This is a genomic window from Zarconia sp., from assembly GCF_057467645.1.
On the sequence record NZ_JBRJXU010000065.1, the window covers coordinates 85,087 to 98,556 of the forward strand.

Here is a 13,470-nt window from a genome sequence, read left to right on the forward strand (position 1 = left end):
TAGTCGTGACTCTCTTGACTCTTCCTATTCCGTACCGAAGGTGCGATCGCCCGCATCTCCCAATCCCGGTACGATAAAGCCGCGATCGTCGAGATGTTCGTCAATTCCGGCTGCGTAAATCGCCAACCCTTCATAAGTCGAACCCAGTTTTTGCAATGCCGGGGGGGCGGCGATAACGGAGATAATTCGCACCAAACTCGGATCGGCACCGCGATCGACTAATTCTTTCATCACTGCCATAATCGTTCCCCCCGTCGCCAGCATCGGTTCGCTAATCAAGATGTGGGTTTGCGGCTCGAATTTTTCGGGGAGTTTGTTGAGATAGCAGGTGGCTTCGAGGGTTTCTTCGTCGCGCACCATCCCCAAATGGTAGATACTCGCCGAGGGCAGTACTTCGAGCATCCCGTCGAGGGTTGCCAAACCCGCCCGCAAAATAGGAACGACGGCGATCGAAATCTGATGGTTTATCATCGTTGCCGGACTCGGACCGATGGGAGTCTGCACCATCACCTCTTCCGTCGGCAGCCACTCCCGAATCGCCTCGTAGGTCAGCCAGCGTCCCAGTTCCTTCATCGCCGTGCGAAAGAGTACTGAAGGGGTGGCAGCATCGCGGGCCAGTGCCAGCCAGTTTTTCAGCAGGGGATGGGGAGGAACGTAAATTCGCAGTTGTTGAGCCATATTTTGCCGAGAGTCAAGATGCCCGTATTCGAGATGCTTGTGTATTGTACACCGAGCGATCGCCCTCAAAAGTTGACACGCAAAGCTGGAATGGGGAAGGAGATGAAGATGCTCGCACCGGGTGTCTAAGTAATCGAAACCATTGACTTCGGCATCAAAGTCATGAATTTCTTCTCCCTTTAACTCTTTTGCGCACCTATGTCTAATGCGATTACCACTCTAATTATCAGAGCAGCGGGACCAGACAAGAGGGTTATCGGTCGTTACATTGGTTAGGGATAAGCCATCCTCAGATAGCTCAAAAGTCGTTATGCCGGTATAGTAGTCACCTTCGCCGAAAAGTTCAGAATATATCGTAATTCTAGAGTCTCCCTGGGTGACTACCTCCGTCACTGGACCCGATGACTCGTAGTAACGAACATAATCCGGTTCGAGCGAAAGCCGACCTTCACCGTAGCGCATAGAGCATCCTCCTTCCCTAAAATCCCACGTACCCTGGAATTGAACGGGAATTTCGGCGACTACCGCAGTGTTGACCGCAGTTGTCGGTCGAGTGCGAGAGTAATAAGCCGTACTCCACTCTGCAATCTCAGGTCTGGATGCGCCGCCGTTGGTGCGAACCCGGAGGATCTTCTCTTCGTTGGACCCAATGGGTTCTGGGTGTGAGAAGTAAAAGAGGCACGAACCTAGCCCAGTTCCAGAGCAGGACTCAACTTCCGTAAAGCCAGCCTCGTATAGCACTCGTTCTCCACCATACGGACCGGGTTCGGGACCTTCCTGGGGAACCCAGCCCTGTTGAAGAATCAGTTCTCTAGCCTCGGCGTAAGGCATTCCAATCTCAATATCGATATCGAACGGCGTCACCGTCCGAGCAACCGTTGTCCCAGATCGATTTTTTACTGCAAAGGTATCTTCGCCTGCTTGGGTCGCACTCATCACCGGTGAATTCTCCTCAACGGCGAAAGTATCTTCTCCGGCTTTGGCGGCTCGGACAACAGCTACATCTCCTCTGACAGGCTCAGATTTAGCGGCAGCAGTACCATCAGGACAGCGGTATCGGACAAAACCCGTATCGGTATCGGTGAGGGATGAGCGATCGTCGGATAGCTCAAAGGTCTTCACACTCACAAAGGTGGTACCTTCACTGAATAGTTCGGCATGTACCGTAATTTTAGATTCGCCGTGGATCGCAACTTCTGTAACTGGGCCATTTGACTCATAGAACGCAATCGAGTCCGGCTCGATCGAAAGCCGACCTTCACCGTGACCATCGGAGCATCCTTCTACACTAGAATCCCACAGACCCTGGAATTGAACGGGAATTTCGGCAACTGTCACAGTCCCGGATGTATCCTCTGCTTTTTCGGTTGTCCGAGCGTCAGTGATAGTCTCGGCGATCGCAACGGACCTAACAACCCCAGCTTCAGGATCGGATGACGAGCAGCCAGCACTTAAAAGCCCGATAAGTGCTGTCAAAATTCCGAGCGTCAATAGGGGGTTGCGAACATTTTCGAACATGGGTTTTGTCAATTGGAATTGTTCACGGAAATGCAAAGGAAATCGCAAATTTGTGTGAAGATTTTATACATCTTTCAACACATTGCCGTTAAGTCCGAGCTATTAACCGCTCTAGCCGTCGCTAAATTGGTGAGGACGTATGCTAGAAGTCGTTAGATCGTTGTACGATGAAGAGCCGATGGCTAAATTCTAGAGTAGACTTCCTGCACTTCCTGAGTGCCTGTACCAGTTTGGAGTTCTGTAACCTAGCCATCTACTGTTATTTGACCGAATCAAGTTACCGATCGCGGTGATCTGGCATGCAGTTTGACGATTCATGCAGGAGGTTTCTTGTTAAGTATTCAGCAATTAGCTATCCGCTTAAATCTAGCTTAAATTTCAGTAAACGTGAGTTCGGGAAAAGCTGAAACCCTGATGCTGCCGTTACTAATTTTTAGCATTTGTAGGTCTCAAACCTATATTCTCTCGTTGAGCCATTTTTTTCCGAGAGTCGAGATGGTTGTATTCGACATGCTGCGTGTATTGTAGACGGAGCGATCGCTCCGTCTATGGTAAAGTCTTGCTCGATTTGCAATCTTTATTGCTCGAAACCTACAATTTAAAACCCTACAATTTGCATGGCGATGACAACAAACAGTCCATTCATGCGTTATCGAACACTGATGCAGATTTACGTCAGTTTAGCTTAAGAGCAAAATCGAGAACAATTCAACCAGAGCATCGGGTTTTGACTCCTTTTAACGCAACGGTAGAATGCCGGGCGCGAGCTTAACCAAAACGGACGTAGATTAGGGTGTTAATTTGTGACTAGAGCAAGGGTCGACACAGTCGTAATATCGATCGAAATATGATTCGGCTTAGTTTTCGATCGTACCTGAGCTTGACGCAAGTAGAAAGTCAGGTCCGTAAACACCGCTATTGTCCGGGAGCGGAATATTCATCAGCGCGATCGCTATCTTCTTAAGCTCGAACATGATACCAATGCCGGCACTCAAATCATCCTCAGAACCTTTAGCCCAAGCACTCTCTAATTTCTCGAGCATATCGGTAAATTTGCTGTTGAAGGCATCTAAACGATCTTTGACGTCCTGTGAAGGGTTGACATATCCTCCAGGGGGAACAGGAGCCATCGGATAGGCTTCGGGAAACGCAATCGGATCGCCTGTATATTTCCAGGAGTTATCACTTTGCTGCTCTAAAGACTTTCCATAGAAGATTTGAGCAAATTTATAGTAGTGGGCTAACTCTTGTTCGTCTTCTTTTCCTGGGAAATCAACAGCATCGGGAGACGTTGAAGTCCCCTCACCCTGCTCTTGAATTTCTTTAATCGCTTTTTCGACATCAGCAAGGGTGGTCACAGGATATAGTGGATAGCCGTTGAGCGTAGCTCCATCCAACTGATTTTTCGAGTTCAGGGGTGGATTCAAGTTTTGGAAGGCTGCAAGAATAGCATCGTAGAAAGCGCCAATGGTTACATAGGTTTCACTCCTGGCAGCCAGTGCAGGTGCCGCCGCAACCGGTCCACTTTCAGGATATTCAATTTGCATGCATACTTTTTCTAGGTAATCCTTGCTAAAACCTGCCAAATAAACGGTCAGCTGCGGTCGAACATGTCCCGGTAAGTGACCCGGATAGGTGGGTAGATTACTTGCAAGGATTGGCTCCTCTTCAAGGGCTGCGAGCATGTTACAGACCAGCCCTAAGTGCAACATTTCCTCAAGGACAACGCTCCGAACAAGCGAGTATGCCTCCTCAGTATCTTTAATAGACCAAAGGGCGCACAGATAAGGGGGAAGCGTCGATAGCTCGAGTTCAATGGCTGCTTGTAAACTTTCCTTGAGCCAAGGCAGATCGTGCTGTTCGGACGATAGGCTCATTAAATGGACGATCGATTTTTTCATGATTCTACTCTCAAAGTTTCAAAAGCGATCTTGCAATCTTGCAGAGATATTTTCTCTCCCCACACCAAGAAAAGTTTACTTTTGAGAAACTCATAAAATGATATTTTTTATGTTTTTTTTTATTTATGAATTTTAAACCCTAGTGCTGCTACGCAGAATTAAAAATTCGTCTTGAAAAGTTGAACGGCATCCCAACATGTGTATAGCTTTTCCCGGTTGAGAGCTAGTGCTGCTACGCAAAATTAAAAATGCAAAATTAAAAATTAAAAATTCCGACTATGCATCGCTTTCAGCGGTTGAGAACTGGGTACTTATTCCTGCCGCGCTGCACTAGGTAATTATTTCTGTCGCGTGGCACTAGTACTTGACCACATTAATTTTGACAGCCACTCTAACTTTGAAAGCCTTTACGAGTGGTACTTTGACAAAAATTGTTGTGATTTTTACCTCAAACCCTTCTGTTGCAAGGATTATAGGTCGAAATGATACAAACCTGACAACTAAGTAGGTGGGCGTTAAAATCTTTATCTATGTAACTAAATGTAAATAGCCCCAACTCCTCTCTCCAAGAGAAATAGGAGTTATTTTACAAATTGCAACATAACATAGCTTTTCAGTGCTTACCTACTTACAAGGGTTTGAGCAATTTCTCGAGGTTGAACTTAAATCCTACTCCCAGCAAGGGGTTCAGCCCCGAAAGGGATTGAAAGTTATCAAAGTACCACTAGCTAGCATTTGAGAGAGTAATAACCTGTCATAATTTCTGTGGCGGAGTCCTAGAATTTTGTTAATTAAAATTCCAAGCAGAAACCGCCAAACATCCCCAACCAATTAAAAACGCCACACCACCGAGGGGAGTAATCGCTCCGAGCCATTTAATTCCGGTTAAGCTTAAAGCATATAAACTTCCGGAAAATAAGAAAACTCCGACGATAAATGCAATTCCAGAAGTCACAAGTGTCGTGGGAATTACCTCTAGTCGAGTTAACAGTATCGCCACCAATAATAGTGCCAGCGCGTGATACATTTGGTATTTAGCACCGGTTTCAAAGATTTCTAGCGATCGCTCGCTAATTTGTTCTTTGAGCGCGTGGGAGGCAAATGCACCTCCAGCAACCGAAAGTGCGCCGAGAATCGCCGCGATCGCCATAAAAATTTTCGTCATTGTTTTGAGACTTCTTTTTGATACTTTTCCCAGGCAAGCATCTCGATTCGATCGAGCGCGTTTTCGTTCAGATCGAACTCTGTGAGATCGAACCCAGATGATGAACTTTAAGTTTCCCAATCTGAGAGCTGTTTGGGAAGATCGAATCGATACACAATATTACCTCGATCGTTCACATCTAATTCCGCATCGAATTCCTTCGCGCGAATCTCCAAATACTCCTTTGCTTCAGAACCTGGCAGTTGCGCTTTCATCGCAAATTGTAGGGGGGTGACAATGCCATTATTCTCTTTCAGGAGTTGAAAAAACGTTGCGGTAAGCCGATCGACCCTCGCTTGCGCTTGCTGAACCCGTTCGACCCGATTTTGTTCCCACAGTCCCCACAGCAACCACCCAGCCGTCGCAGTGGGGGGTAATCCGACAAAGGTTAAAATTACCAGTGAGAGTTCTCGCACCCCAGCACTGGGATCTCCTAGGTGAGCGCCAGAAAGTAACACGATCGGAAATCCAATCGCCAGGAGAAGTCCTGCTGCCGCTTTTCGAGCTGTTTTGAAGGGGGAAGTCGAAGTCATTATCTTTGGCAATCTCGATCGGAACGAGCGCAAATTGGTTGTATCGGGTTTTGTGACCAGAATCGATCGAGTGCGAGCATTTGGATCGCCTCTGAAACCTCATGTTCCCCGCTCGAACCCATCACTCACTAGAGTCGATCGCTTTTCTGAAAACGCGATAGCGCTATGTCGATCGTAAAAGATTTGCCCCCTCAGTTTACAGGTAAAATTGGTAGGTAATCTCCCCTTGTTCTCCCACATTAATTGTGGCCTCAAATTCTTTCGCTTTGCGCTCGAGATACGATCGTGCCTCCTCTCCCGAAAGATTCGCTTCTTTTGCCAAACGCAGAGTCGTTGTTTGACCTCGATTCTCTTCTAATATTCGAAAGAAAATCGAGCGAAGGCGATCGTCTTCAATTTGCGCTCGATTTTCCAATTTCCATTGGTAGTCTTTGTGGAGTCCCCACACCAGCCAACTGCCTAACACCGTTGAGGGTAATGTTAGCATCAGGAGTATTGCAAGTGCCTCTTCCTTCTCTTCTACGGTGGCATTGGAACTCGCCATTTCTGCGATCGCAACACCAGACAACGGAATCCCGAAAAGCAGTAATAATGTTGCTGCTGCTTTTTTGAAGAACCGAAACGTCCGGGACATGAAATTATTCATGATTAGGAATATCTGTGACTTCAGCTTCACCCCACTTTTACGGCAACACGAGCGCGCTCAAGTGGGGAAACTGACTCCATTTTAGTCATCGAAATCGAGAGGTGGCTTTTCCACGATCCCAGAAAAGCCGGCTCTGTTATATTTCTTTATTTTGAATCGAACCCAAATATGCATTGCTTTTCAAGTTCGATCGATCCCAAACTCCGATCTTTCAAACCAACCCTTACCGAACCGCTTCGAGGAGGCGCGAATAGTAAAAACTCGTACTCGTCATGGCATCGCGGGCGATCGAAAACCCATTCTTCTCTAAGATGGCAATTACATCGGCTTCCCGATGTTGGTAGGCGCGAGTGGCCTTACTCGGTCCGGGGAAGAAATCGCCAATTTTTTTGAGAACGGTCAGTGCCAGGGTTTTCGGGGCGAAACTCAGGACCAAGCGCGACTCTGCTAAAGATGCCAAATGGGAAATCATTTCCGGCATTTTGTCTTCAGGGTAATGAATCAGCACGTCGAGGCACGTCACGGTATGATAGCGACCGCTGAGGGACTCCAAATCTTGAGCGCTAAAAGAAACATTACAATTGGGTCCCAACGCCGCTCTGGCACGACTATAAGCCTCTCCCACCATTTTCTCGGAGATATCGCTGCCGTAAACCGTCGCTCCTGCCTGGGCGAGGGGAATGCTCAAACTACCCACGCCGCAACCCGCATCGCAAATCGACAATCCGGCAAGATTGCCATCGGCTTTAAACCAATCGATGACCGTATCGACGGTCTGTTGGTGTCCTTTACGAATATCGAGTTGGACTTTATTCACATCGCCATCACCGTAGATGCGCCGCCAGCGATCGAACCCCGTGGCGTTGAAATAGTCTTTTACAATCGTTTTATCGTCGGCTGCGTTCATGAAACTGGAATATAAATTAAGTATTGCGATCGTGTTGTGGCAGCCTTAAGTTACCACGAACTCGGCTTGTCGTTACGCGGTCTTTTCGTTAAATTGTTTCAAACCTTACTCCACAGACGATGACCCCCGATCCTACTCCCAATACCCTATGAAGATCGCATACTTAGTCAATCAATATCCCAAAGTCAGCCATAGCTTTATCCGTCGCGAAATTCTCGCCCTCGAAGAGAACGGTCTTAAAATCGAACGATTTGCCGTGCGTGCCTGCGATGGCGAACTGGTCGACGAAGCCGACAAGCAAGAACTCGAAAAAACGCGGGTGATTTTGCAAGAAGGAATTGTCGGGTTGCTCCTTGGCTTGTTATCGGTAGCCCTGTCGGCACCCTTGCCATTTGTCAGAGCCTTGAAACTAGCTCTGACGGTGGGTTGGGGGTCCGAGCGCGGTGTCGTGCTTCATTTGGCCTACCTGGCAGAGGCGTGTATTTTATTGGGCTGGCTGCGGGAATGCCAAATTACTCACCTGCACGCTCATTTTGGGACGAATTCTACCACCGTTGCCATGTTATGTGGCGTTCTCGGCGGCCCGCCCTATAGTTTTACCGTTCACGGTCCCGAAGAATTCGATAAAGCCGCAGCTATTTCTCTAGGAGAAAAAATTAACCGGGCCGCATTTGTGGTGGCGATTAGCTCATTTGGTCGGAGTCAGCTTTACCGGTGGTGCGATCGCCAGCATTGGTCGAAAATCTATATCGTCCGGTGCGGTGTCGATCGCAGTTTCCTCTCGGGAGAGTTCGTCCCGATTGCCGAAACCCCCCAATTGGTCTGTGTCGGTCGCTTGAGCGAGCAAAAGGGGCACCTGCTGCTCCTCGAAGCCGCACAGCAGTTAGGGAAAGCAGGCGTACCCTTTAAACTCGCGTTTGTGGGCGATGGCGAGTTGCGATCGGAAATTGAAGCTTCCATTGCCAAACACAACCTGCAAGATTCGATCGAAATTACCGGCTGGGCCAGCAGCGACACCGTGCGCAAATATCTGCTCGAATCGCGGGCATTGGTACTGCCAAGCTTTGCGGAAGGCTTGCCAGTGGTGATTATGGAAGCGCTGGCTCTCAATCGTCCGGTGGTGAGTACCTACGTCGCCGGGATTCCGGAACTGGTCGACCCAGGGAAATGCGGTTTGCTGGTGCCGGCCGGTGATGCCGATGCCCTGGCGGTGGCAATGCGAACGATCTTGCAAATGCCGGTTGCCGACCTGGAAGCTTGGGGTCGCACGGGGGCCGAACGAGTGGCGCTCCAACACGATATCGATCGAGAAGCGAGGTGGTTGGCGACTCTCTTTCGATCGGCGACGGCGCTGCCCTAACCTTCGTTCGAGCGAATTTCCTTCGATGGTGAAGGGGGCTGTTTTTTCGATGCCGAACTCGATCTTAACGTCAGTTTTGGTTCAGCGGGTTTAGGGGTGCGAGTGCTCCCTAAACTGGGGAAAAATCGGCCATCATTGATGGTGACTTGAAGCTGCACACCCTCTCACTCCACACCCCACACCCCACCATCACCCGACACGGCCCGATCCAAAACTGACGCGATCTTACCGTTGTTGGGATTCGAGCGAGTTAGCTTCTTCGAGTACCCAATCCTCTAAATGGCGATCGGGTTGGCGGACGCAACTGTAGGCGATCGCATCCATTTCGTCGGCACCGTTGACGATGGTTCCCCAAACCGGAATTCCCCCCGCCTGTAACTGAGCCAAGGCGTGCATCGCAGGCGATCGCCTGCTCCGATCTAATTTCAAAACGATCGCCACTCCATCCGTTAGTGCCGCTAGCAGTTGCCCGTCGGGATACTGTCGCAATGCCGGTGCATCGTAAATGACGAGATCGAAGCTTTGGCGCAGTTGGGCGGCAACTTGCTTCATCTTTGTCGATGCCAGCAGCAAGTCGGGATCGGTGTGGGGACTACCAGCACTCAGCACAAAGACATTATCGTTCCACGGCGATCGCGCAATCGAGCTATTGAAATTGAGGTCGGTGACGATCGCATCGCTCAAACCCGGACGAGTGGAGGCACGATGGCGACGGTTTCCGGTGGCGCGACGTAAGTTCCCATCCACCAGCAAAACCCGCATCCCCGCAGCCGCAACCGCCAGAGCAAAATGACGGGCGATAGTGGAGGTTCCCCCACCCGACTCCGGAGACAGGACGACCAGGGATTTAAACGGGCGATCGCTCCTGGCTGATAACCGACTCCAAAGGGCGCGCAAGGAAGCCTGGAAGGCATAGGAACCCCTCTGGGAACGGCGAAAATTCGTTTTTGGGACCAGAGCGAGTACGGGCAAACCGGTGAGTTCGGCAACCTCCTGGGGGTCGCGCAATCGAGTGTCGAGGCGTTCTAAGGCGATGGCAATTCCCAAGCCCAATCCCAATCCCAACAATCCCGCGATCGCGACCGGTATGGGCAGACGGCGATCGGGTAAGGGAACGGGTCGATCGAATTCATCGCGGGGTATCTCCGGTGGGGCGATGATTTCCCAATCCGAGGGCGGTTGCGTCCCCGCTTGAAACTGCAACGCCACCTGCTGACTCGTCAGTTCTTCTAACTGCTGGGTGGTTTGTTCGAGGGCTTGCTGCAAGTTGGCGTAATCTTGCATCATTCCCGGAAACTGTTGCGCTTGTTTCTGGATTTCCCCAATCTCCCTCGAGAGAGACTCAAGATGCACCTTCAGGACTTGAATTTGGTTGGCGGCTTCGATAAACTGCCCCGTTAGCGCCACGCGAACGGGATTGGGTTCTGCCCCATCAGACGGGAGTTGGGCGGCGGCTAATTCTGCCCCCAAAATATTGCGCGCTTCGGCGTGCAATTGCGCCGCGAGATTCTTTTGCGCGTCTCGCAGGACTTGAATAGGGGGAGTGCCTTCCTGAAACCGAGTCAACTCCCGCGAAATTTCGCTTTCCACCTCTTGCAATTGAGTTTTAATCGCTTGGTAGCGCGGTGACTGACTCAATGCCGTCATGGGAATGGCGAGTTGAGGGTTGACTCCCAGTTGTTCGAGCAAGCGGGTGTATAGGGTTTGCTGTTGGCCAAGTTGCTGTTGGGTTTGACTTCGTTCTTCCGTTAGCGCCCCCAGCCGTTCGAGGACTTGAGGGATTTGAATTTCGGGATCGATGGCGTAACGGGTTTGAAATTCTTGAAGTTGTGCCTGTTGCTGCTCTTTTTGAGCTTGTAATTGCGTCAGTTGAGTCTCAACGTAGGCAAATAACTGGTCCCACTGAGTTTGACGCACAGTGAGATCGTGTTGGAGGTAGGTTCGGGCGAGGGCATCGAGGACCCCCAGCACCGCTTCGGGATTTCGGTGGCGGTAACGCACTTCAACGATTTGCGTATCCTCAAGGCGATCGAGACTCAACCCCTCGGGCCAGTTTTGAGGGGTTAGTTCCGGGCGTTCGAGTTCGGATAGGGCCGTTTGCAACAGCGCGGGACGCTCTAGCAGTGCGATCGCCGTTGCTCCATCCCGATCCGCCCCCTGGGGCCCGACGGGCAAAACACTGTTGGGAACGGTCGAGCTTTTGAGGAGCAACTCAAACGAGCCTTCGTAAACGGTGACGGACTCGGCATGCCACCGCCATCCAACGAGTGCCACCATCGATGCGGTGACTCCCACGATCCAAGCTATCCGACTCCACCATCGCGAGCGCGGGTGCGATCTGCCCACCGTTGGAAACTCTCCCCTATCGGACGTTGCACCCTGAGAAGACGGCAAGACGCCAGAAGACGGGAATTGATTCATGACAATATATAATATACGTGCGTTTTCTAAATTCGATCTAACAACCGTTCGATCCTAGCAGGATGCCCTTGCTTCCCCCGATCCCTTTTTTGGAATCCCCATGTTTGAACGCTCGAACGTAATCTCGCTCGAGCCAATAGAGCTGGTAGTATGGCTGCCATAGCGAGCCGATCGCTCGCACCGATCTCCGCGCTCGAAACTGCTTTTGAGAATATCGATCCGAATCGATATCACTGGTTAGTTCTGGACCTCCATCGACTGGCATCCCGACGGAAGGTACCCCCAAATTTTTCAAATGGCGGCGATCGCGTACTGGCAACAACTCGATAAAAAACGCTGATGGAAACGAGCGAAATGTCCGACCCGGTTGAACCGACAGCGAGCGCCACAGCAAGATCGGCACTCGCAAACCGATCGTTCTTTCAATAACAGGTCGATCGCCCTACCAAAGCAACGGACGCGAAAATACGATTTTCTTTTTGGCGTTCCAACTGTGTATTTTTGGACCCAAAGAGCTTCAGCATTTTCGACGATTGACAATATGTGAGATCGCGACTTTAGCCCCAAGTTGTTTCTCTATTGTACATTGCTTGTATCTTCCTAACTGCGATAAACTGACTCAAGCTAGTAGTTACAACTTTTTGCAATCTTCGTATCGATTCGCTCTTAAACTTGTCGTCTTGTTTCGCGCCTTCCACCCGAAGGATTCCAGTTCTAGCAGCCCTCTGTGACCTGCGGAGCGCTTATCGGGCTAACGTAGATCGGAAGAGATTTTCGATCGTCTCTGCTTTGCGCCTCTGTGCGAGCAGTCCTCTTGCACTCAGCTCGAGTGCCCTGACAACTGCAAGCGCGTAAAATTAACGAGCTAACGTTGCAGGTAGCTTCTACTACCATAACTCGGATTAGCAACTATGACGGGCAATCTCTCCCCCACCTCAACAACTGAAACCAGACCAGGAGTTGTGACCTACCCGCGTAAAGCGATCAAACACATCGTTGCTAAGGGCGTTTCCGGGTGTATGACATTTCACGATCCTGCCGACCCCACCATCAGCTGGAATCTATACGTGCGTCGGGGTCAATTGACCTATGCCACCAGTGCCGGTCGAAAATCCGAGCGTTTGCGATGTCTGGTTCGCAGCATCCAGCCCGAACTGTGCGAACTGGAGTTTCCCGAACTTGAAAGCGAATATACGATCGTCTGTCAGTGGTGGCATAGTTCGGGATTACCCATGGCTCGCCTGCGCCAATTGCTCATGCGGTTGAGTTTAGAAGCGATCGTCCAAACTTTAGCTTTACCCAAAGCCTGTGTCGAGTTCGACAAAACTCGCAAAGTCGAACCGATTCTCATCGAAACACCCCTGACCCAAATTCCCTCGCCTCTGTGGCAGATGGCGCTTCAGTGGCAGCAGTGGCGCAAGGTCTTGCCCTCCCCTTTTTCTCGCCTGTACTTGGAACCGGAAAAGCAACCGGCGTTTCGAGAGTTGTGGCAGCAGTATCCTTACCAGTTTAAAGGTAAAAAAGAAGGGGATCGCTTTGCCATGCGGTTGATGAATTTACTGGGGAGACAGCTTTCAGTCTACCAGATCTCCTATTTGTTGAAAGTTTCGGCTCAAAATTTGGTCGCTTGGGTGCAACCGCTGGTGAGTGCGGGGTTGGTGGTGGTTCTCGATCGCGAACCGGTGAGATTGCCACCGCGTACCGCTCCTCATGCCAGCGAAATTTCCCCCACACCCCTCGATGTCGAACCCCGACAGAGGATTGCCTGTATCGACGATAGCAAAACCATTCAAAAACAAGTTAAAGGGATTTTAGAAATTCATGGGTTTGACGTGCTCGGCATTACCGAACCCGCTCAAGCTCTCACATCTCTGGTGCGTCAAAAACCCGCCGCCATTTTGATGGATGTGAATATGCCCGATATCGACGGTTACGAACTGTGCAGTATGTTACGCCAGTCGAGGCAACTGCGGGATATTCCCATTATCATGCTCACCGGTCGCGATGGCATTCTCGATCGCATCCGAGCCAAAACCTTGGGCGTGAATTATTATTTAACGAAACCCTTTAACCCCGATAACTTGGTAGGATACATTCATAAAGTTCTCCAAGGTGGGGACTCAGGACCTTGACTTCGGGGTTTCAATCGAGTGACTGGAGTTAAGGCTGTTGCCGCTCTCCTCTCGGGTCGGTAATGTAGAGTCCGTTCGGGAAATCTCGATCGCCGACGGTGACCGACCCGATCGAGGGAAAGTTCCCGCTCCCCCTCCACCGAGAGCCGCGATCGGCAACTGAGCCGCGA

General features: G+C 50.4%; 13 protein-coding genes. 5 read left to right on the forward strand and 8 right to left on the reverse strand.

The genetic code is table 11. From position 1 onward, the window contains the following. Window positions 1–24 precede the first annotated feature (24 nt). Together upp and AC2215_RS09590 are read right to left on the reverse strand one after the other, a co-directional pair. Window positions 25–678, reverse strand: a complete 654-nt coding sequence (gene upp / locus AC2215_RS09585; RefSeq protein ID WP_486809760.1) for a uracil phosphoribosyltransferase — start codon at window positions 676–678, stop codon at window positions 25–27. A gap of 219 nt (window positions 679–897) precedes the next feature. After that, entirely contained in the window at window positions 898–2,196 is a 1,299-nt protein-coding gene (locus AC2215_RS09590) for a hypothetical protein (protein ID WP_486809761.1), read from the reverse strand. 517 nt (window positions 2,197–2,713) lie between these two features. Between AC2215_RS09590 and AC2215_RS09595 the strand changes: the two genes are divergently transcribed. Next, window positions 2,714–2,968: a hypothetical protein gene (locus AC2215_RS09595; protein ID WP_486809762.1), complete on the forward strand. Its 255-nt coding sequence runs from the start codon at window positions 2,714–2,716 to the stop codon at window positions 2,966–2,968. A gap of 85 nt (window positions 2,969–3,053) precedes the next feature. Here the strand turns inward: AC2215_RS09595 and AC2215_RS09600 are convergent, their stop codons facing one another. The 5 genes from AC2215_RS09600 to bchM form a co-directional block, all read right to left on the reverse strand. Further along, window positions 3,054–4,097: a ferritin-like domain-containing protein gene (locus tag AC2215_RS09600; RefSeq protein ID WP_486809763.1), complete on the reverse strand. Its 1,044-nt coding sequence runs from the start codon at window positions 4,095–4,097 to the stop codon at window positions 3,054–3,056. A gap of 787 nt (window positions 4,098–4,884) precedes the next feature. Beyond that, window positions 4,885–5,262, reverse strand: coding sequence for a DUF423 domain-containing protein (locus AC2215_RS09605; RefSeq protein WP_486809764.1), 378 nt, complete (start codon window positions 5,260–5,262; stop codon window positions 4,885–4,887). A gap of 107 nt (window positions 5,263–5,369) precedes the next feature. Continuing rightward, the gene (locus AC2215_RS09610; RefSeq protein WP_486809765.1) at window positions 5,370–5,834 is read right to left on the reverse strand and encodes a hypothetical protein; all 465 of its coding nucleotides are present in this window, start codon (window positions 5,832–5,834) and stop codon (window positions 5,370–5,372) included. Between the two features lie 196 nt (window positions 5,835–6,030). After that, window positions 6,031–6,468 carry a hypothetical protein gene (locus AC2215_RS09615; RefSeq protein ID WP_486809766.1) on the reverse strand — a complete coding sequence of 146 codons (438 nt, stop codon included), beginning with the start codon at window positions 6,466–6,468 and terminating at the stop codon, window positions 6,031–6,033. 235 nt (window positions 6,469–6,703) lie between these two features. After that, a complete protein-coding gene (bchM, locus tag AC2215_RS09620; protein WP_486809767.1) occupies window positions 6,704–7,387 on the reverse strand; it encodes a magnesium protoporphyrin IX methyltransferase in 684 nt (227 codons plus the stop codon). Window positions 7,388–7,535: 148 nt separating this feature from the next. Between bchM and AC2215_RS09625 the strand changes: the two genes are divergently transcribed. Further along, window positions 7,536–8,747 carry a glycosyltransferase gene (locus AC2215_RS09625; RefSeq protein ID WP_486809768.1) on the forward strand — a complete coding sequence of 404 codons (1,212 nt, stop codon included), beginning with the start codon at window positions 7,536–7,538 and terminating at the stop codon, window positions 8,745–8,747. 225 nt (window positions 8,748–8,972) lie between these two features. Here the strand turns inward: AC2215_RS09625 and AC2215_RS09630 are convergent, their stop codons facing one another. Beyond that, a complete protein-coding gene (locus tag AC2215_RS09630; RefSeq protein WP_486809769.1) occupies window positions 8,973–11,093 on the reverse strand; it encodes a polysaccharide biosynthesis tyrosine autokinase in 2,121 nt (706 codons plus the stop codon). A 225-nt stretch (window positions 11,094–11,318) separates the two neighbouring features. Here AC2215_RS09630 and AC2215_RS09635 point away from each other — a divergent pair, with 225 nt between their 5' ends. The 3 genes from AC2215_RS09635 to AC2215_RS09645 all read left to right on the forward strand — a co-directional run bounded on the left by AC2215_RS09635 (window position 11,319) and on the right by AC2215_RS09645 (window position 13,463). Further along, entirely contained in the window at window positions 11,319–11,498 is a 180-nt protein-coding gene (locus AC2215_RS09635; protein ID WP_486809770.1) for a hypothetical protein, read from the forward strand. A gap of 689 nt (window positions 11,499–12,187) precedes the next feature. Further along, window positions 12,188–13,300, forward strand: coding sequence for a response regulator (locus tag AC2215_RS09640; protein ID WP_486809771.1), 1,113 nt, complete (start codon window positions 12,188–12,190; stop codon window positions 13,298–13,300). 37 nt (window positions 13,301–13,337) lie between these two features. After that, window positions 13,338–13,463: a hypothetical protein gene (locus AC2215_RS09645; RefSeq protein ID WP_486809772.1), complete on the forward strand. Its 126-nt coding sequence runs from the start codon at window positions 13,338–13,340 to the stop codon at window positions 13,461–13,463. Window positions 13,464–13,470 lie beyond the last annotated feature (7 nt).

What these genes read in the sequence shown, in the direction of transcription:
- upp (WP_486809760.1), bottom strand. Translation starts at nt 678, where the DNA reads ATGGCTCAACAACTGCGAATTTACGTTCCTCCCCATCCCCTGCTGAAA.
- AC2215_RS09590 (WP_486809761.1), bottom strand. Translation starts at nt 2,196, where the DNA reads ATGTTCGAAAATGTTCGCAACCCCCTATTGACGCTCGGAATTTTGACA.
- AC2215_RS09600 (WP_486809763.1), bottom strand. Translation starts at nt 4,097, where the DNA reads ATGAAAAAATCGATCGTCCATTTAATGAGCCTATCGTCCGAACAGCAC.
- AC2215_RS09605 (WP_486809764.1), bottom strand. Translation starts at nt 5,262, where the DNA reads ATGACGAAAATTTTTATGGCGATCGCGGCGATTCTCGGCGCACTTTCG.
- AC2215_RS09610 (WP_486809765.1), bottom strand. Translation starts at nt 5,834, where the DNA reads ATGACTTCGACTTCCCCCTTCAAAACAGCTCGAAAAGCGGCAGCAGGA.
- AC2215_RS09615 (WP_486809766.1), bottom strand. Translation starts at nt 6,468, where the DNA reads ATGTCCCGGACGTTTCGGTTCTTCAAAAAAGCAGCAGCAACATTATTA.
- bchM (WP_486809767.1), bottom strand. Translation starts at nt 7,387, where the DNA reads ATGAACGCAGCCGACGATAAAACGATTGTAAAAGACTATTTCAACGCC.
- AC2215_RS09625 (WP_486809768.1), top strand. Translation starts at nt 7,536, where the DNA reads ATGAAGATCGCATACTTAGTCAATCAATATCCCAAAGTCAGCCATAGC.
- AC2215_RS09635 (WP_486809770.1), top strand. Translation starts at nt 11,319, where the DNA reads ATGGCTGCCATAGCGAGCCGATCGCTCGCACCGATCTCCGCGCTCGAA.
- AC2215_RS09640 (WP_486809771.1), top strand. Translation starts at nt 12,188, where the DNA reads ATGACATTTCACGATCCTGCCGACCCCACCATCAGCTGGAATCTATAC.